Genomic DNA, 19,743 nt, shown 5'->3' on the forward strand with positions numbered 1-19,743 from the left:
AAGGGCCTTCTTCACTCACGCGGCGTTGCTGCATCAGGCTTTCGCCCATTGTGCAAGATTCCTAACTGCTGCCTTCCGTAGAAGTCTGGACCGTGTCTCAGTTCCAGTGTGGCTGATCATCCTCTCAGACCAGCTACGGATCGTTGCCTTGGTGAGCCATTACCTCACCAACTAGCTAATCCGACGCAGGCCCATCCCTAGGTGGCCGAAGCCTTTGATCCAGTCCCCATGTGGAGTCTGGACAGTTATGCGGTATTAGCCACGGTTTCCCGTGGTTATTCCCCGCCTGGGGGTAGGTTGCCTACGCGTTACTCACCCGTGCGCCACTGTACTCAGCCCCCGAAGGGGCCTTTCTCGTTCGACTTGCATGTGTTAAGCCCGCCGCCAGCGTTCGTCCTGAGCCAGGATCAAACTCTCCGTAGTAGAGAATTTGCGATCTCCAGGGTAGGAGATCAGTGACCATCCGAGCGGCAAGCCGCTGGTGGTCGGGTAGGTTGAGCTCAGAACCACGACCCGAAGGTCGTGTATCTGACTAATTGCTACTCTCGTTCGACCGGCGCACCCGTCGCCCGGAAGGGCATGAGGCGCGCGGGCCAACGAGGGCTCGCTATGCTTCCAATCTCATCAAAGAACAGGGGCGAAAAATTGCGCCGGGCCATAACCCGAGCGCGGCCTGCCAATCTACGAAGCTGCAGATGCGGATGTCAAGTGCTTCATCATCTCTTAGCCTTGAAGGCGACCTCACGTGAGGCGAGTGATGCGAGCTCTCCACCGCCGGGCAGGGCGACCATGATACGGAGTCTGATCGGAAGGAGTCAAGCTTTCCGCTCGCATTCGATCCGCCTTCACAGACAGGCCGAGTACCGCACCAGGGAAAGAACGGTCGCCGTGGACCTACCGGTCTCGGCGGCGCTCTCCTACCACGCTGGCAGGGGCCGGTTCCGCCGCATCATATGAAGGAATGGTGGGACGCGGGGTGGGCGTGGAACGGCACCCCGCGAAGTATATTCGGGGCGCTTCAATGCTCGCCCCTCGACACCTCCGCAGATGCCCTCGTCTTCCGACTCTGCCTGGTCCCGCTTGCAATCCCGCGTCGCCGGGGCCGGCCGCTGGGTTAAGCCCGTCCTCACCCACCGTACGTTCTGGCTCGGGATGCTCGCGCTCGTCGGGGCATTCGTGGGGCTGTTCGTGCTGATGAACTACGTGGTGATGCCGATTTACACGCGGCAGGGGGCAGCCGTGACGGTGCCCGAGGTGCGGCAGCTTCCGTTCGACCAGGCGTACAACCTCGTTGAGGACCGCGACCTGAAGCCGGAGCGGCGCGACCAGCCGTTCAACCCGACGCTGCCGCGCGATGCGGTGATTGACCAGAACCCCCCGCCGAACGCGTCGGTGAAGCCGGGGCGGCGCATCTACCTCTACGTCAACAGCGGCGTGCAGCGCGTCGTGACGATGCCGGAGGTGCTGACGCTCTCGGAGAGCCTCGCCCGCTCGACGCTGGCCGATGCGGGGCTGACTCAGGTCCAGGTGCGAGAAGACGAGGTCCCGTCGCCTTACGAGGGAACCGTGACGCGGCAGGATCCGGATCCGGGAGAAACGGCGCGGGCCGAATCGTCGGTCACGCTCTGGGTGAGTCCGGGTCTGGGGTCGGGCGAGGTAGCGGTGCCGGACGTGCGCGGGCTGGCACCCGTGGACGCGCGCCGCGCGCTGATCGAGGCTGGCGTGTGGGTGGACCCGACGCGCTCGGTAGGCGGCACGGTGACGCGGCAGGAGCCGGCGTCTGGCGAGGACGTGCGGCGTGGGACGGAGGTGCGGATCTACTCGGACCCTATCGACGACATCACGCCCGAGGACCCGGAAGCGTTCGGGGGCGAGACGGCCGAGTCGGGCGCGGAGTAGCGCTACTCGTCGAGGAAGACAGCGACCTCGCCGCTGACTTCCACCGTGACGCGCTCGCGGTGCTTGGTCGGGATGACGCGCCCGACGAAGTCCGGCTGGATGGGGTACTCGCGGTGGCCCCGGTCAATGAGCACGGCGAGCTGGATCGAGGTCGGACGGCCGTAGAACAGGACGGCGTCGAGCGCGGCGCGGGCGGTGCGGCCGGTGAAGAGCACGTCGTCCACGAGGATGACGTCGCGCGCCTCGACCGTCGGGCGCGGGTCAAGCGGCTCCGGCTCGGAGGCGTCGGTGAGGTCGTCGCGGAAGGGCGTCACGTCGAGCGGGTGGACCGGCACGGGCCGGCCCTCGATCTCGCCGATGATCCCGGCGAGCGTTTCGGCGAGGGCGACGCCGCGCTGCCGGATGCCGAAGACTTCGAGCGACGCGCCGCCGCGGTTGCGCTCGACGATTTCGTAGGCGAGCCGGGTGAGGGTGCGGCGAACACGAGCAGGAGAGAGGAGGGCGGTGCGTGCCATATATGACGTGAGTTGGAGTCGGCTTCGGAAGATACACGCCGCGCCGCGTCTATCTTCGGGCCGGAGCACGCGTGAGCCGCCGCGCCGCCACGTCCGGCTTATCTCCTGATTCCCCTCCGCTCAACCATCGGCACGCCATGACCTCGGCTCGCTGGCTTCAGGTGAAAACGCTGTTCGAGGAGGCGCTTGCGCAGCCGCCAGAGGCGCGGGCGGCGTTCCTCGAAACCGCGTGCGACGAGGAGGCGCTCCGCCGCGAAGTGGACTCGCTGCTGGAGGCCGCGGAGGAGACCGGACCGGTGGACCGGCTGGAGGAGGCGTGGGCACGCCCCATCGCCGAGGCGCACGGGGCGGCCGACACCCCGCCTGTTCCCGCCGCGCCGGCGGCCGAGCAGCGGGTCGGGCCGTACCAGATCGTCCAGGTGCTCGGGCGCGGCGGGATGGGGACGGTCTACCTCGCCGAGCGGGCCGACGGTCAGTTCGAGCAGACGGTCGCGCTCAAGGTCGTCCGCGAAGGGATGGACTCTCCGGCACTCCAGAGCCGGTTCCTCGCCGAGCGCCGCGTCCTCGCCCGGCTTCAGCACCCCGGCATCGCCCGGCTCCTCGACGGCGGCCTCGCCGAGAGCGGGCAGCCCTACTTTGCGATGGAACGCCTCGAGGGCGAGCGGCTCGACGACTACTGCGACGCCCGCTGCCTCCGCATCGCCGAGCGCCTCCAACTCTTCGGGCAGGTCTGCGAGGCGGTCCACCACGCGCACCGGCACCTCGTCATCCACCGCGACCTCAAGCCGTCGAACATCCTCGTCACGGACGACGGTACGGTGAAGCTCCTCGACTTCGGCATCGCCAAGCTGCTCGAGGACGCTGGCAGCGACGCCCCGACGCAGACGATAGAGCGGGTGCTGACGCCCGGGTATGCAGCGCCGGAGCAGATTCGGGGCCTGCCGGTCTCGACGGCGGCCGACGTGTACAGCCTCGGCGTGGTGCTCTACGAACTGCTCACCGGGTGCCGCCCCTACGAGGTAGGCACCCTCTCGCCGGCAGAGCTGGAGCGGGTGATCTGCGAGACCGAGCCGCCGCGCCCGAGCACGAGGGTGACGACCGCCACCGACGAGGGCGACGCCACGCCGGGCCAGATCAGCCAGGCGCGGTCCACGGCCCCGGAGACCCTCGGGCGACGTCTCGCGGGCGACCTCGACACGATCGTGCTCAAGGCGCTGGCAAAGGAGCCCGAGCGCCGCTACGCCTCCGCTGAGGCTCTGCTCGAGGATCTCCAGCGCCATCTCGACGGGCTGCCCGTTCGGGCCCGGCCACCGACGGTCCGGTACCGGGCGCGGAAGTTCGTCCGGCGCAACGCCCTCGGGGTCTCGCTCGTGGCGCTGCTGATGCTGGCCCTCGGGGCGGGTCTGGCCGGGACGGCGTGGCAGGCGCGCGTCGCAGCCGCCGAGCGCGACACGGCGCGGCGCGAGGCGGCAACGGCAGAGCAGGTGACGGACTATCTCGTGGAGGTGTTCGGGGCGTCCGACCCGTGGCAGAACCCAGAGGGCGGGCGTGGTGAAGAGGTGACGGCGCGCCAACTGCTGGAGCAAGGAGCCGAGCAGCTAGAGCGCCTGGAGGGCGACCCGGCCGTGCAGGCCGCCGTGATGGACGCCCTCGGGAGCGTCTACTACCGGATCGGGATGTACGAGAAAGCCCAGCCGCTTCTGGAGCGGGCCCTCGCCGAGCGGCGGGCGCTCTGGGGCGACGCCCACGAGGAAGTGGTCGAGAGCCTCACGCGCCTGTCCGACCTGTTCTACGAGACCGGGGCCTACGACCGGGTCGAAGCGCTCGACCGGGAGGCGCTCGCGCTGCGACGGCAGCTTTTCGGCGACAGGCATCTTGGCGTGGCCGCGAGTCTGAACAACCTCGCGGCGCTTCTCTACGCACTCGGAGAGCACGACGAAGCAGAGAGCATGATGCGCGAGGCGCTTGCGCTCCGGCGGCAGCTCCTCGGCGACGATCATCCTGAGCTGGCCGAGACGCTGGGCAACCTCGCCGTGATGCTTCGTACCGATGGGGCGTATGGGGAGTCCGAAGCGTTGCAGCGCGAAGCCCTCGCCCTGTACCGCGAACTCCACGGGGATGACCATCCGACTATCGCGACGAGCCTGAACAACGTCGCCGCCGTACTCCGCGATAAGCTCGCATATGAGGAGGCCGAACAGTTCCAGCGCGAAGCCCTCGCGATGAACCGGCGGCTCCTCGGCGACGATCATCCCTATGTGGCGACGAGCCTGAACAACCTCGCCGGACTGCTGCACGAAGCCGGAGCCGACGATCAGGCGGTGCCGATCCACCGGGAGGCGCTCGCGCTGCGGCGGCAGTTCCTCGGCGACGACCACCCCGATGTGGCACAGAGCCTCAGCAACCTCGCCGGATCGCTACGCGGCCTCGGGCTCTACGACGAGGCCGAAACGAGCTACCGCGAGGCCCTCGCGGTGCGCCGCCAAGCCCTCGGCGGCGACCACCCCGACGTGGCGTCGAGCCTGAACAACCTCGCCGAACTGTACCGATTCACGAGCGCCGACGACAGGGCCGAGCCGCTCTACCGCGAAGCCCTCGCGATCTACCAGGAACGCCTCGGCGACGACCACGTCCTCACCTCGAAGGTCCTCCACGGTCTCGGCCTCCTCCTCGTGGACAACGCGGGGGCTGTCGAAGCCGAGCCGCTCTTGCGCCGGTCCCTGGAGACGCAGCTAGAGACCTTCGGCGACCGGCACGCCGGGACGGCGGAAGCCCGCACGGCGCTCGGCCGCTGCCTCACGGCACTCGGCGGGTATGAGGAAGCCAAGAGGCAACTGGAAGCGGCCATCGCTTTCTACGAGAGCGCGGGTGGCAACCACGAGGAGGAGTATGAGGAGGCGCTCGCGGCGCTGGACGCAGCTACGCAGGCTCGGTGAGCAACGTGCCCTGGAAGACGGTGACGGCCTGCCCGCCGAGCAGCACCCGGTCGCCGCGCACGCCGACGCGGACCGTCCCGCCGCGCTGCGACGCCTGGTAGCCGACGAGGTCGGCCCGTCCGAGGCGCTCGGCCCAGTAGGGCGCGAGGAGGCAGTGTACCGACCCGGTCACCGGGTCCTCGTCCACCCCCGCCGCCGGGGCGAAGAACCGCGAGACGAAGTCCACCTCACCCTCGCCCCGGGCCGTCACGACGATGCCGCGCTCCACATCGATCTCGCCGAGTGCTCGGAAGTCCGGGTCGAGGCCGTGCACGTCCGTTTCGCTCTCCACCTCGACGAGGTAGTCGAACGCGCCCTGCACGACTCGCTGCGGCGCGACGCCGAGCGCGTCGTCGAGCCCGTCAGGCATCTCGGTCTCGTCCGTCCGGCTTGCCGGGAAGTCGAGCGTGACCGAGCCGTCCGCGAGGGTGGCCGTCAGGAGGCCGCTGCGGGTGTGGAAGCGCGCCGCGCTATCGGGACCGAGCCGGCCAGCCTCCCAGAGCGTGTGCGCGCTGGCGAGGGTGGCGTGGCCGCAGAGGTCCACCTCGACTGTCGGCGTGAACCAGCGGAGCTGGAAGCCGTCGGCGTGCGGCATCACGAAGGCCGTCTCCGAGAGGTTCATCTCGGCGGCGACGGCTTGCATCCAGGCCTCGGGTGCTGCCGCATCGAGCAGGCAGACAGCGGCCGGGTTGCCCCGGAAGGCCTCGTCGGTGAAGGCGTCGACCTGGAAGAGCGGGAGGGGCATCGGCGGCGTGAGGAGGGAACAGGGCGAGCCGTCAGCTGCCGGTCACGCGGCACCCTCTTCCTGGCGGCACTGGCTGCAGTGGCCGTAGAGGTTCAGCGAGTGGTGGCTGATCTCGAAGCCATAGATGTCGCCGACGGTGTCCTGAATGCTCTGGAGGCGCGGGTCGCAGAACTCGAGGATGGCACCGCAGCCGAGGCAGATCAGGTGGTCGTGCTGCCAGTAGGCGTAGGCCCGCTCGTACTTCGCCTGGTTCTGTCCGAACTGGTGCTTCACCACGAGGGCGCACTCCAGGAGCAGCTCGAGGGTGTTGTAGACCGTGGCGCGGCTGACGCGGCCGCCCTTCTGCTTGAGGCGGACGAACAGCTCGTCCGCGTCGAAGTGGTCGGGCGTGGCGTAGACCTCGTCGAGGATCGCGAAGCGCTCCGGCGTCTGGCGCTGACCGCGCTCCCTCAGGAAAGCGCTGAAGGTGCGGGTGACTTCGTCGAGTTGGGTCTGGGGAAGAACGGACACAGGCAGTTCGGATAGGGTCCGAAGTCAACCGGAGGAGCGCTCGCCGGTTCCGACAGACGCCTCGTCGAGCAGACGCTCCACGTCACGCACGATGTCGGCGTGGAGCACGTCCGCCGGGCGCGTGCCGTCGAGGCGGAGGACGCGCTCCGGCTCGGCATCGGCCAGGCGCAGGTAGGCGGCGCGGACCTGCTCGAAGAACGCGGTGCCGGCCTCCTCCATCCGGTCGCCGCCGGCCCCGCCGCGCCGCTCGCTGGCGACGGCAAGCGGCACGTCCACGAGGTAGGTCCGGCGCGGGCGCAGGTTGCTCGTCACGAACGCGTGGAACGAGCGCAGCCACCCCGCCTCGGCGATGCCGCGCCCGGCCCCCTGGTAGGCCGTCGTCGAGTCGTAGAACCGGTCGGCGATCACGAGCCGCTTGTCCTCCAGCGCCGGGCGCACGACCTCGTGAACGAGTTGGGCGCGGGCGGCAGCAAACAGAAGCAGCTCGGCGCGGGCGTCGACGTGGGCGTCCGGGTCCAGGAGGAGAGCACGGACGTGCTCCGAGAGGTCGGTGCCGCCGGGCTCGCGGACGAGGAGCGGGCGCCAGCCCTCGGCCTCGGCGTGGGCGCGGAGCAGCCGCGCCTGCGTGCTCTTGCCGCTGCCGTCGATGCCTTCGAACGTGATGAGCATGGGGCGGGGTGAGGGTCTCGGTGAAGCGCGTGCGTCCGGGAACTTACGAGCCGCCGAAAGGATGAAGGCGAGGCAACCCACCGGCGGCGGCGGCGTAGATGTTGCATGTGGCCGAGCCCGCCGTACCTTACCGCCGCCCGGCTGCCGCCCTGGCACGGTCATCCCGAGCGCACGCTGACTCTGCATCGCAGCGCACTATGAGCATGTTCGAGTTCGAAGACTACGACGAAGGACGAGGCGACGAGGCGCTGCGAGACCTCGTACGAGCCTACGAAGACGACCTCCGGCGCGGCGGAAACCGGTACTTCGACTCCGAGGCCCTGGAAGAAATTGCCACCCACTACTTCGAGCGCGGGCGGTTCGAGACGGCGCTCGGCGTCATCGACCGGCTCATCGGCACCCACCCCTACTCCTCCGACGCCTGGCTGCGGCGCGGCGTGCTGCTCAACAACCTCGACCGCCACGACGAGGCGCTCGCCGCCTACGACGAGGCCCTCGCGCTGAACCCCGTCGACCCTGAGACGCTCCTCAACCGCGGCATCACGCTCGACAACCTCGACCGGTCCACCGAGGCGATGGAGGCCTACCGGGAGGTGCTCGGCGTGGACCCGACGAACGAGGAAGCGCTCTTCAACCAGGGCATCACGCTCGAGAAGCTCGGCCGGTTCGACGAGGCCGTCGAGGCGCTCCGGCGCTGCGCTGCGCTTCACCCCGAGCACCCCGAGATCTGGTACGAACTCGGCTACTGCCTCGACCACGCCGAGCGCTTCGAGGAGAGCGTCGCGGCCTACGACCGGCAGATCGAACTCGACCCGTACTCGCAGAACGCGTGGTACAACCGCGGCATCGTCCTCAACCGGATGGAGCGCTACGCCGACGCTGTCGAGAGCTACGGCTTCGCGCTCGCCATCGACGACAGCTTTGCCTCGGCGCACTACAACAAGGGCAACGCGCTCGCCAACATGGGGGAGCTGCAGGACGCCGTGGCGAGCTACCTCAAGGTGCTCGAATACGAGGAGGGCGACGCCTCTACCTACTACAACGTCGGCCTCGCCTACGAGGAACTCGGCGACTACACGACGGCGGTGACCTACTTCCGCCGCGCCGTGCAGGACGACGCGGAGTACCCCGAGGCGTGGTACGGGATGGGCTGCTGCTACGACGCCCTCGAGCGCCACACCGACGCGCTGCGCTGCTTCGCCCGCGCCCTCCAGCTCCGCCCCGAGGTCGGCGAGTTCTGGTACGCCCGCGCCGACAGCGAGTACAACGCCGGACTGCTGGCCGAGTCGCTCCGCTCCTACGGCCGCGTCGTCGAGCTGGAGCCGACCAACGAGGAGGCATGGCTCGACCTCGGCGAGACGCTCTTCGAGGCGGGCCACCTGCCCGATGCGCTCGACGCTTACCGGAAGGCCGCCGGGGTGAACCCGCACCTGAGCGAGGCGCACGTCCACCAGGCGAAGGTGCTCTTCGCCCTCGAGCGCCACACCGAGGCGACGGCCGCGCTCCGCCGCGCGTTCGAGCTCGACCCCTCGGTGCGCGACGAGATCCGCAACCACTACCCGGACCTCGCCGCCGACGCCCGCCTGCGCTCGCTCCTCGGCTCCGACGAGCGGACGCGCCGCACGCGGTAAGCCCTCTTCGTCTCTGATGATCTGCGGGGGCGGCCGGCCGGTCGCCCCTACGTGTTTCGCCCGCTCATGGAGCCGCAGCCCGCGCTCGACCTGATCCGCCCGGCCATCTTTGCCGACCTGCCGGGCGTCACGGCCGGGTTCAGCACGCGCGCGGGCGGGGTGAGCGACGCGCCGTTCGACGCGCTCAACATGGGCTTCGCAACCGGCGACGATGAGGCCGCGGTGCAGGAAAACCGGCGGCGGTTTCTCAGTGTGCTGGGCTTCGGCCCAGACCACCTGGCGACGATTGGGCAGGTCCACGGCGTGAGCGTCACCGCCCGGAGCGAGCCGGGTTTCGCCGAGCGCAACGACGGCCACGTCACCGACCGGCGCGGCCTCGCCCTCGGCATCCTCGTTGCCGACTGCGGGGCGGTGCTGCTCGCCGACGCCAAAGCCGGCGTCGTCGGGGCGTGCCACGCGGGGTGGCGCGGGGCAGTCGGCGGGATCCCGATCATGACTGTCGAAGCGATGCGGAAGCTCAAGGCCGAGCCGGAGCGGATCCGCGCCTACGTCAGCCCGTGCATCGGGCCGGACGATTTCGAGGTCGGGACCGAAGTAGCGCGGCAGTTCGACGACGCGCATGTGCTGGAAGACGACGCCTGGACCAAGCCGCACGTCGATCTCTCCGGTGCCATCGTCGCCCAACTCCTCAAGGCGGGGCTGGACGAGGCGAACATTCAGGTCGAGGGATGCAGCACGTTCGACACCGCGCGCTTCTTCTCCTACCGCGCTGACGGCGGGACGACGGGCCGGATGATGGGCGTGATCGGATTGACGTGATGCGTGGGCATTGTCTCTGCGTTGGCGCTCGGCCCCGCGCACTACGCGTCGCGTATCATCCTGCATGAAAGACTTTTCGCTCGGGCTGATCGCAGTGCTCTTCGTCGCGGCCGGCCTCCTGCACTTCGTCATACCGGACCTGTACGTCCAGATCGTCCCGCCATATTTCCCGTTCCCACTCGCGCTCGTCTACATCAGTGGCCTCGCCGAAATCCTCGGCGGCCTCGGCGTGCTGGTTCAGAAGACGCGGGCGTGGGCCGGGGTCGGCCTCGCCGCACTCCTCGTCGCCGTCTTCCCGGCGAACCTCTACATGGCGATGGAGCCGGAGGCCGTCGGGCTGGAGAACGCGGCGCTCGGGCTGTGGCTGCGGCTCCCCCTGCAGTTCGTGCTGATCGCGTGGGTCTGGTGGGCGACACAGCGGAAGCGAGCCGAGGTCTGATATGATCTCTCCACCTGCTCCGACCCTGAGCCGTCTTGCTGTAGTGGTCCTGCTCGCCGTGCTGCTCGCGCCGAGCGCTGCGGTGGCCCAGGACGCAGAGCAGGTCGACCGCGGCCGCTTTCTCCGGTGGACGGCCGGCGACCCGCTCGGCTTGGCGAAGGGGCTGACCTCGCGTCACGCGGTCTACACCCTCGGTGCGGGAAGCGCGCTGGTTCTGTTCACGCTCGCCGACGAGACGATCAGCGGAGACGCGGGCGAGGTGCGGGACCGCGACAACGGGCCGTTCCTGAACGCAGCCAACGAGGTCGGGGACTGGCGCTATGCCATTCCCGCCGCCGGGGCGGTGTTCGGGGCCTCGCTGTTGACGGACGACGCCCGGGTTCAGGACGCGGCGTTCACCTCGCTGGAGTCGGCGCTCTACGGCAACGTTCTTAGCTCGCTGCTCAAGGGCGTCTTCGGGCGCGCCCGGCCGCGCGAGCAGCAGGGCCCGTACGACTTTGCACCGTTCACGAGGCAGCGCTCGTTTCCGTCGGGCCACACGACGGTCGCGTTTGCCGTCGTCACGCCGTGGGTGGTCTACTACCCCGGCCCGCTCACCTACGGGCTGCTCGCCGTGGCGACTGGCACGGCAGTCACCCGGGTCGTCCGAGGCGACCACTGGTCGTCGGACGTGGTCGGCGGGGCGGCACTCGGGACGCTCGTCGGCTACGGGCTCGCCAACCGGCACGGGCGGCACCCGAACGGGTGGTCTGTGACTCCGGTCCTCGGTCCCGGCGAGATCGGGCTCGCGCTGCGCCTCGGTATTCCACCGCGTTAGGGACGAGCACAGACGCGAGGCCTGCGTTTGGCGGGGCCGTATATTCGACGGCTCGAAACTAAGGACTATGCGGCTCTACCTGCTCGGTCTTCTGGCGGTGTTGCTGGGTGTGCCTGCGCCGGGGCACGCACAGGCGACGCGCGGTCCCGGCTCGGAGATCCGGTTTCGTCACTTCGGGATCGAGGACGGCCTGGCCAGCCCCTACATCACCGCCATCTACCAGGACACGCGCGGGTTCCTGTGGTTCGGCACTGAGGGCGGGCTGAGCCGCTACGACGGCCTCCGCTTCCGCACCTACCTCCCCGTCCCGTTCGACACCACGAGCCTCGGCGAGGTCGATGTCGAGGGGTTCGCCTCTACGCCGGACGGCGGGCTGTGGATCGCCGGCGAGGAGGGCACGCTCAGCCGCTACCACCCGCAGCGGGACGCGTTCACCAACCTCCTCCGCCTCGACCGGGCGGCGTTCCGAACGCTGGACGTGTTCATCCGGGCGCGCGACGGCGGGCTCTGGCTCGGCGGGAACGAGGGCGTGTACCGCTACGAACCGGACACCGGCGCGCTCGACACGTTCCGGCAGAGCGACGAGAGCGGGGGGCTGCCCAGCAACCGGGTCACCGCGCTCCTCGAAGACCGGCGCGGAGGCATCTGGGTCGGCATGGAAGGCGGCCACCTGGTCCGCTACGACCTGGACACCGCCCGGTTCGAGGACATCAGCGGCCCCGGGGGCCTCCCCCGGGAATCCATCCGCTCGCTCCTCGAAGACCGCAGCGGGCGGCTCTGGGTCGGCACCGACGAGGGGCTGTTCCTCTACGACCAGGCCGCCGGCACCTTCGTTGCCTACGACGGGACTGAGGGCGTGCAGATCATGGCGATCGTCGAGGACCCGGCCGGCGCGCTCTGGCTCGGCACGGACGACGGCATCGCCCACCTCGCAGCCGGGGCCGGGCCGAGCGCGCCGGCCGCTCGCTACCGGCACGACCCGAACGACCCGGCCAGCATCCTTCCCGGCCGCGTGCGCGCGCTCTACCTCGACCGCAGCGGCGTGATGTGGGTCGGGCTCTTCGCGGGCGTGAGCGCCTTCGAGCTAGCCCCCCCGCCGTTCACCGTCCTCACCCACGATCCGGAAGACCCGAACAGCCTCAGCGACCCCATCGTGTGGTCGGTCCTCGCTCAGGACAGCGTGCTCTGGGTTGGCACCGAGGACGGCGTGCTCAACCGCGTCGACCGCCCCAGCGGGCGCGTCACCCGCTACCGCCACGACGGCACCGACCAGGCAGCGACCGCCACGGTCGTGGATCTCCGCGAGGCAGAGGACGGGACGCTCTGGCTCGGCACCTGGCGTTCGGGCTCCTGGCTCGGCACGTTCCAGCGGTTCGATCCAGCCCAGGGTCGCGTCGTCGAGCGCCATGCCCCGGCGCCGGCCTGGCCCGAGGCGGAGGACTGGCCGCGCCCCAACGGTGTGCCGGGCGCGCTCCCGACCAGCAGCCCCCACGGCACGTTCGAGGACGGCCGGGGCCGGCTTTGGGTGCTCTCGAGCGAGAGCGGGTGCCCGAGCGTCTTCAACCGCGCCGCCGGCACCTTCGCCCCGTTCTGCCTCGGCGAGGAGCCGGGCGCCAGCCCGTGGGTGCGCTCGGTCGTCGAGCACGACGGGGCGTTGTGGTTCGGGGCCTACGGCGAGGGGCTGATCCGGTTCGACCCGGACACCGGCCGGCAGCAGACCTACAGCTACGACCCCGCCAACGCCGACGGCCCGGCCTCGGACAAAATCCTGGTGCTTCACCTGCGCGACGGGGCCATCTGGGTCGGCACCTACGGTACCGGGCTGAGCCGCTTCGACCCGGCGACCGAGGTGTTCACGCACTACAGCGCGGCCACGACCGACCTGCCGAGCGACATCATCTACTCCATCGAGGAGGACGACGCGGGGGACCTGTGGCTGGGTACCGGCCGGGGGCTGGCGCGCTTCTCGCCCGCCACCGACACCTTCGAGGCGTTTGGGCTCGACGACGGGCTGCCCGACCTCGACTTCAACACGGTCGCCTCGCACCGCGCGCCGAGCGGGGAGCTGTTCTTCGGCGGGCCGGGCGGGCTCGTGAGCTTTTTCCCGGACCGCCTCACGCGCAACGAGGTCCCGCCGCCGGTGGCGATCACGAACGTACGGGTCGGCGGCGAGATCGCGGAGCCGGGGGAGGGCGCGCCGCTCGCGGTCGCGGCGCCCTACGCCGAGACGGTTCGCCTCGCGCCGGGGCAGCGCGACCTCGCGCTCGCGTTCGCCGCGCTCCACTTCGCCAACCCGAGCCAGAACCGCTACCGCTACCGGCTGGAGGGCTACGACGCCGACTGGCACACGCCGGGCGGCGACCCCGAGGCGACCTACACGAACCTCGACCCCGGCCGCTACACGTTCCGCGTGCAGGCGGCGAACGCCGATGGGGTGTGGAACGACGAGGGCGCTGCGCTCGCGGTCGTCGTGGAGCCCCGCTTTTTCGAGACGTGGTGGTTCGCGCTCGGGCTGGGGCTGCTGGCGCTCGGCCTCGCCGGGGCCGCGGTCCAGGGCCGGGTGCGGCGGCAGCGCGAACGCGAGACCGAGCTCCGCGCCCTCGTCGCCGAGCGGACGGCCGACCTCGAACGGGAGAAACAAACTACCGAGGCGCAGGCCGAGCAGCTCCGCGAACTCGACGCCGCCAAGACCCGCTTCTTCCAGAACGTCAGCCACGAGTTCCGCACCCCGCTCACTCTCACGATCGGTCCGCTCGAAGACCTCCGCGACGGGATGTACGCGCCCGACGAGATCGGCGAGCCGGTGGGTCTGGCGCTCCGCAGCGCCCGCCGCGTGCTCGGGCTAATCAACGAAATCCTCGACGTGGCGAAGATGGACGCCAGGCAGCTCCGGCTCGGCGCGCGCCCGCTCGACCTCGACGCCTTCCTGCGCGACCTCGCGGCGATGTTTGCGCTGCACGCCGAGCGCCTCGGGATCGACCTCCGGTACGACGGGCCGGGGCATCCCGTCGAGGCGTGGCTCGACCGCGACCGGTTCGGGCGGGCCGTCTCGAACCTGCTCTCGAACGCGCTCAAGTTCACCCCCGACGGCGGGCGTGTCCGCCTCCGCCTCGCGGCGAGCGAGACCGAGGCCCGCGTCACAGTCGAGGACACTGGTACCGGCATCGCCGCTGAGCACCTGCCCTACCTCTTCGACCGCTTCTACCAGGCCGACGGCCTGACGCCGCAGCGCCAGCCAGGGACCGGGATCGGGCTGGCCTTCGCGCGCGAGGTCGTCACGCTCCACGGCGGCACGATTGCCGCCGAGAGCGAGCCGGGCGCGGGCAGCCGGTTCACGATCACCCTCCCGCTCGGACGCGACCACCTCGCGCCCGATCAGCTTGCCGGGGACGAGCAGCCGGGCGATGCAGCAGTGCCGGATGTCCCGCCGCTGCTCGATCCGTCGTTGCTCTTGCCCGACCAGGGCGGAGACGAGCGGCCCAGCGAGGCCTCGACGCTCAGCGAAGACGGGGCGGGCGAGGACGTGACGACCGTCCTCGTCGTCGACGACCACCCCGACATCCGGGCCTACGTTCGCCGCCACCTCGAAGCCGAACGCGACGGGCACCCCGGCTACCGCGTGCTCGAAGCCGCCGACGGGGCCGAGGGGCTGGCCCTCGCCCGCGAGCACCTCCCCGACCTCGTCGTTTCCGACGTGATGATGCCGGTCCTGGACGGCATCGCCCTTTGCACCGCCCTCAAGGCCGATCCGGCGACGGACTTCCTCCCGGTCGTCCTGCTCACGGCGAAGGCAGGGGAGGAGGCCACGCTCGAGGGCCTCGGCAGCGGGGCCGACGACTACGTCACGAAGCCCTTCAACGTCCGCACGCTCGCCGCCCGCGTGGACAACCTGATCGCCGGACGGCGGCGGCTGCGCGAGCGCTTCGCAGGCGAGGCTGTCCCTGCGCCGGCACGCCCCGATACGTCCGCCCTCGCCCCGGAAGATGCCGCGCTCGTCGAGCGTCTCCATGCCGTCATCGAGGACCGTCTCGACGACGAGGACTTCGGCGTGGAGACGCTCGCCGAGGCCGTGGGGATGAGCCGCGCGACGCTCTACCGGCGGCTGAAGGGCGTCGTCGATGAAACGCCGCAGGCCCTGCTGCGCGAGGCGCGGCTGGCGCGGGCCGCCCGCCTGCTCACCGAGCGTGCCGGTGGGGTGGGCGAGATCGCCTACGCGGTCGGGTTCAAAAGCGTCGCCCACTTCTCGCGCACGTTCCGGGCGACATACGAGGTTGCGCCGTCGGCCTACGCGGCACCGGCCGGGGCCTGAGCCGGCCAGCGCTTGGTCGGAAGGCAAGCGCGTGAGCAAAGAGGAAGCGCCCCAGGACTGCCGGGCCGGTTGACGGAGCGTCTCAGGTTGTTGCCTCAGCGTCTCGTGCGACGGAGCGTCAACAGGTCGAGACGGAGCGGTAACAGGGAATCGCGCGGCTGGAGGCACATTGCGGCACAGCGCCACGGTGCGCCTTCCCAACCGCTTTCCAGAGACCGAGATGGAACATCGACCGCACGTCCCGACACACGTCACGCTCCGGGGTGGCAACGCCCGTGCCCGCTTGCTCTCGATCCTCAACGAGCTCCACTACAAGTACGCTTCGCTGGGCGAGGGGGCCGTGGCGGACTACATCCCCGAGCTCGCCAAGGCCAACCCCGACTGGTTCGGCATCTCCGTCGTCACCGTCGACGGGGAGGTCTACGAGGTCGGCGACTGCGACCGCCGCTTCACCATCCAGTCCGCCTCGAAGCCGTTCGTCTACGCCGCCGCTCTGGAGGAGCATGGGCGCGAGACCGTCCTCGCCCGCGTAGGCGTCGAGCCGACGGGCGACGCCTTCAACTCGATCATCAAGCTCGACGAGAAGTCCAAGCGGCCGCACAACCCGATGGTCAACGCCGGAGCCATCGCCATCACGAGCCTCATCCGCGGGGAGGGTCCGACGGACAAGCTGAACTCGCTCCTCAGCATGTTCTCGCGCTTCGCCGGCCATCCGATCGATGTCGACATGGCCGTCTTCATGTCCGAGCGCACGACGGGGCACCGCAACCGCGCGCTCGCCCACCTGATGCGCAACTTCGGGATGATCCACAACGGAATCGATGAGGCGCTGGACCTCTACTTCCAGCAGTGCTCCGTCCTCGTCACGAGCCGCGACCTCGCCACGATGGCCGGCTCACTCGCCAACGGCGGAGTCAATCCACTGACGGGCGAGCAGGTCCTCTCGCCGGAGTACATCCGCGACGTGCTCAGCGTGATGTTCACCTGCGGGCTCTACGACTACGCAGGCGAGTGGGGCTACCGCGTCGGGCTGCCTGCGAAGAGCGGAGTCGGGGGGGCCGTCTTCGCCGTGGTGCCCCGTCAGTTCGGCGTGGCGGTGTTCTCGCCGCCGCTCGACGAGCGAGGCAACAGCGTGCGCGGCATCAGAGTCTGCGAAGAGCTGTCACAGCTGTGCGGCCTGCACGTCTTCGACGCCCTCATGGGGACCGAGGCGACGGTGCGGACGAACGCCGAGCGGGCCGTTCCCCCGGGCGCGAGCCAGACAGCACTACCCGAGCCGACGCACGCCCGGTCGCTTCCACTAAGCAGCACCGGTGACCAAGACGTCCGGTCTGAAGTCGCGGTCTCGGTAGCCTGACGTGACATCGGTAGCGTCTAATGCTGACTTTGATTTAATTTTTAAACCTAAAGTGCTCTGCGAGCGAAATGTTGTTGATATATTCCGATTACGCTTTAACAGGGGTGTGTGCGCCGATGGAGAGAATAGACGAGACCGACGCCCAGATTCTGGACCTCGTCCAGCGCCGGGGCCGCATCAAGCGAAGCGAGGTCGCCGAGACGGTCGGGCTGTCCGTGCCGGCGGTGTCGGAGCGGATGCGCAAGCTCGAAGAGCGCGGCGTCGTCACCGGCTACCACGCCCGGCTCGACGCCCGGCGGCTCGGCTTCGACGTGGCGGCCTTCATCCGCGTCTCGTCCGTCGGCTCCGAGCACTACCCCACCTTCATCGACCGCGTGACCGCGATGCCTGCCGTGCAGGAACTGCACTCGATCACCGGCGAGGGCTCGCACCTGCTCAAGGTCCGCGTCCGCACCACCGCCGCGCTCGAACGCCTTCTCGCCGACGTGCAGGCCCTCCCCGGCGTGCGCGGCACCCAGACCTCGATTGTTCTTTCCAGCATGAAGGAGTCAAGCCGGCTCCCCGCCGAGCCGATGATCTTGGAGCGCCGTGAGGCCGGCTAGTCATGGCGTCTTGCCGGCTTCCCAGCGTCCAACCGCTCGCCCTCCCGTACCCAATCCCCGACCCCCAACCCAACCGATCCGCATCATGGCTGTCCTCGATATATCCCGCACCCGCACCAACGGCAACGGCCACGCGAGCCCTGCCGCGTTCGACATCCAGAAGATTTTCGGCGAGAAGGTGTTCTGGTACCCCGAGATGAAAGCCCGCCTCCCGAAGGCGACTTACAAAAAGCTCCGCGCCACGATCGAGAAGAGCGAGCCGCTCCCCGAGGACGTGGCCGACGCCGTGGCGATGGCGATGAAGGAGTGGGCCGTCGAGCACGGCGTGACCCACTACACGCACTGGTTCCAGCCGCTGACCGGGCGGACCGCCGAGAAGCACGACAGCTTCATCACCCCGAACGAGGGCGGCGGGGCCGTCGCCGAGTTCTCCGGTGCCAACCTGATCCAGGGCGAGCCCGACGCCTCCAGCTTCCCCTCGGGCGGCCTCCGTGCCACGTTTGAGGCGCGCGGCTACACGGCCTACGACCCGACCAGCCCGGCGTTCATCATCGAGAACGAGAACGGCTCGACGCTCTGCATCCCGACGGCCTTCGCGAGCTGGACCGGCGAGGCGCTCGACCACAAGACGCCGATCCTCCGCTCGATGGAGGCGCTCAACCGCGAGGCCACGCGGGCGCTCCACCTCCTCGGGCACAGCGACGTGCAGCGGGTCTACGCCACGCTCGGCTCCGAGCAGGAGTACTTCCTCGTCGACGCGGCCTACTACCGCGAGCGCCCGGACCTCAACACCGCGGGCCGGACGCTCCTCGGGGCTGCGCCGCCGCGCGGGCAGGAGATGGACGACCACTACTTCGGCTCGATCCCGGACCGCGTGCTGAGCTACATGCAGGAGGTCGAGCTCGAACTCTACCGCCTCGGCGTGCCGGTCAAGACGCGCCACAACGAGGTCGCGCCGGGCCAGTACGAGATCGCGCCGATCTTCGAGAACGCCAACGTCGCCGCCGACCACCAGCAGCTCGTCATGATGACGCTCCAGCGCGTCGCCCGGCGCTACGGGATGGTGTGCCTCCTCCACGAGAAGCCCTTCGCCGGCCTCAACGGCTCGGGCAAGCACTGCAACTTCTCGATGTCGACCGACACCGGGACGAACCTCCTGGAGCCGGGCGAGACGCCGCACGACAACCTCCTCTTCCTGTTCTTCTGCACCGCTGTCCTCAAGGCGGTCCACGAGTACCAGGGCCTCCTCCGCGCCTCGATTGCGAGCGCGGCCAACGACCACCGCCTCGGGGCCAACGAGGCCCCGCCGGCGATCATCTCGGTCTTCCTCGGCGACCAGCTCACCGACGTCTACGACCAGCTCCTCGACGAGGGCAAGGCCACGTCGAGCAAGGAGAGCGGCTTCCTCGGGCTCGGGACGCCGGTGCTGCCGCGCCTGCCGCGCCACGCCGGCGACCGCAACCGGACCAGCCCCTTCGCCTTCACCGGCAACAAGTTCGAGTTCCGTGCCGTCGGCTCCAGCCAGTCGGTGAGCTTCCCGGTGACGATCCTCAACACAATCACCGCCGAGGCCATCCGCACCCTCGCCGACGCCGCCGAGAAGAAGCTCGGCAAGAAACGCAGCAAGAAGGCGCTCGAAGCCGCCGTCTCCGAGGTCATCACCGAGGCCATGAAGGAGGCCCGCCCGGTCATCTTCAACGGCGACGGCTACGCCGACGCCTGGCAGCAGGAGGCCAAGAAGCGCGGTCTGCTGAATCTCAAGACGACCGTCGAGGCCCTCGGCACGCTGTGCGACGACAAAAACGTCGCGGTCTTTGAGACCCACAAGGTGCTCACGCGGCACGAACTCGAGAGCCGCCACGAGATCTTTACCGAGCAGTACGTGATGACGCTCGGCATCGAGGCCGCCACGACTGAGCACATGGCTCAGACGATGGTGCTCCCGGCGGCGGTCCAGTACCTCTCCGACCTCGCCTCGACCGTCGAGCGGGGGGCCGACATCGGCCTCGCGTTCGGCGGCGTGAAGGAGACGGCGCAGGAGGTCGGTGCGCTCATCGATGATCTCCGCGCTGCGCTCGGGACGCTCGCCAAGCGCCGGGCGGCGGCGGCGCGCGCCAAAGACGAGGCGAAGGCCATGCAGGCGAAGGTGATCCCCGCGATGGGGGCCGTCCGCGACGCGTGCGACGCGCTCGAAGGCGTCGTCCCAGCCGCCCTCTGGCCGCTGCCGACCTACCGCGAGATGCTCTTCGTAAAGTAGGTCAGCCCCGCAGACAGACGAGCGCCCGCCCCAGCCGAGTGCCGGGGCGGGCGCGTTGCGTCCGGGCAGGCCCGACTAGAGCATGTTATGGACTCGGTTAGGTCTCAGCGTTCTCCTCAAAAACAGCCGTCATTCCCGCGCAGGCGGGAATCCAGAGCTTGTAGTACGCCTTCTGGATTCCCGATCAGGGTCGGGAATG

The 19,743-nt window shown here is 69.5% G+C and carries 14 protein-coding genes and 1 rRNA gene; 10 read left to right on the forward strand and 5 right to left on the reverse strand.

Annotated features, from left to right (window positions below; genetic code table 11):
• Positions 1–423: ribosomal RNA gene (locus tag AAGI91_15825) — 16S ribosomal RNA — on the reverse strand; the annotation flags it as partial.
• A gap of 657 nt (positions 424–1,080) precedes the next feature.
• On the opposite strand from AAGI91_15825, the gene AAGI91_15830 reads away from it, so the two are divergent.
• Positions 1,081–1,899: a PASTA domain-containing protein gene (locus AAGI91_15830; protein ID MEM1044080.1), complete on the forward strand. Its 819-nt coding sequence runs from the start codon at positions 1,081–1,083 to the stop codon at positions 1,897–1,899.
• Positions 1,900–1,901: 2 nt separating this feature from the next.
• On the opposite strand, the gene pyrR is transcribed toward AAGI91_15830, so the two are convergent.
• A complete protein-coding gene (gene pyrR / locus AAGI91_15835) occupies positions 1,902–2,414 on the reverse strand; it encodes a bifunctional pyr operon transcriptional regulator/uracil phosphoribosyltransferase PyrR (GenBank protein ID MEM1044081.1) in 513 nt (170 codons plus the stop codon).
• Between the two features lie 137 nt (positions 2,415–2,551).
• Between pyrR and AAGI91_15840 the strand changes: the two genes are divergently transcribed.
• Positions 2,552–5,350, forward strand: coding sequence for a serine/threonine-protein kinase (locus AAGI91_15840; GenBank protein MEM1044082.1), 2,799 nt, complete (start codon positions 2,552–2,554; stop codon positions 5,348–5,350).
• Here the strand turns inward: AAGI91_15840 and AAGI91_15845 are convergent.
• From AAGI91_15845 to tmk, 3 genes are read right to left on the reverse strand one after another with little or no spacing between them, the layout of a single operon-like run.
• On the reverse strand, positions 5,334–6,134 hold the full coding sequence (locus AAGI91_15845) for a PhzF family phenazine biosynthesis protein (GenBank protein ID MEM1044083.1): 801 nt from the start codon (positions 6,132–6,134) through the stop codon (positions 5,334–5,336). The two genes, AAGI91_15840 and AAGI91_15845, sit on opposite strands and share 17 nt — an antisense overlap.
• 42 nt (positions 6,135–6,176) lie before the next feature.
• Entirely contained in the window at positions 6,177–6,644 is a 468-nt protein-coding gene (locus tag AAGI91_15850; protein ID MEM1044084.1) for a transcriptional repressor, read from the reverse strand.
• A gap of 24 nt (positions 6,645–6,668) precedes the next feature.
• A complete protein-coding gene (gene tmk, locus AAGI91_15855; protein MEM1044085.1) occupies positions 6,669–7,313 on the reverse strand; it encodes a dTMP kinase in 645 nt (214 codons plus the stop codon).
• A gap of 203 nt (positions 7,314–7,516) precedes the next feature.
• Between tmk and AAGI91_15860 the strand changes: the two genes are divergently transcribed.
• The 8 genes from AAGI91_15860 to AAGI91_15895 all read left to right on the forward strand — a co-directional run bounded on the left by AAGI91_15860 (position 7,517) and on the right by AAGI91_15895 (position 19,544).
• Complete coding sequence (locus AAGI91_15860; GenBank protein MEM1044086.1) at positions 7,517–8,944, forward strand: tetratricopeptide repeat protein; 1,428 nt, start codon at positions 7,517–7,519, stop codon at positions 8,942–8,944.
• Positions 8,945–9,010: 66 nt separating this feature from the next.
• A complete protein-coding gene (locus AAGI91_15865) occupies positions 9,011–9,763 on the forward strand; it encodes a polyphenol oxidase family protein (protein MEM1044087.1) in 753 nt (250 codons plus the stop codon).
• A gap of 64 nt (positions 9,764–9,827) precedes the next feature.
• Positions 9,828–10,202 (forward strand): hypothetical protein, encoded by a 375-nt coding sequence (locus AAGI91_15870; protein MEM1044088.1) that lies wholly within the window; start codon positions 9,828–9,830, stop codon positions 10,200–10,202.
• A gap of 1 nt (position 10,203) precedes the next feature.
• Positions 10,204–11,019 carry a phosphatase PAP2 family protein gene (locus AAGI91_15875; GenBank protein MEM1044089.1) on the forward strand — a complete coding sequence of 272 codons (816 nt, stop codon included), beginning with the start codon at positions 10,204–10,206 and terminating at the stop codon, positions 11,017–11,019.
• 67 nt (positions 11,020–11,086) lie between these two features.
• Positions 11,087–15,328 carry a two-component regulator propeller domain-containing protein gene (locus AAGI91_15880; GenBank protein MEM1044090.1) on the forward strand — a complete coding sequence of 1,414 codons (4,242 nt, stop codon included), beginning with the start codon at positions 11,087–11,089 and terminating at the stop codon, positions 15,326–15,328.
• 220 nt (positions 15,329–15,548) lie between these two features.
• A complete protein-coding gene (glsA, locus tag AAGI91_15885) occupies positions 15,549–16,685 on the forward strand; it encodes a glutaminase A (protein MEM1044091.1) in 1,137 nt (378 codons plus the stop codon).
• 116 nt (positions 16,686–16,801) lie between these two features.
• Positions 16,802–17,287 (forward strand): Lrp/AsnC family transcriptional regulator, encoded by a 486-nt coding sequence (locus AAGI91_15890; GenBank protein ID MEM1044092.1) that lies wholly within the window; start codon positions 16,802–16,804, stop codon positions 17,285–17,287.
• A gap of 85 nt (positions 17,288–17,372) precedes the next feature.
• Positions 17,373–19,544, forward strand: coding sequence for a glutamine synthetase III (locus AAGI91_15895; GenBank protein MEM1044093.1), 2,172 nt, complete (start codon positions 17,373–17,375; stop codon positions 19,542–19,544).
• Positions 19,545–19,743 lie beyond the last annotated feature (199 nt).

It is taken from the genome of Bacteroidota bacterium, assembly GCA_038746285.1.
Lineage (GTDB): Bacteria > Bacteroidota > Rhodothermia > Rhodothermales > JANQRZ01 > JANQRZ01.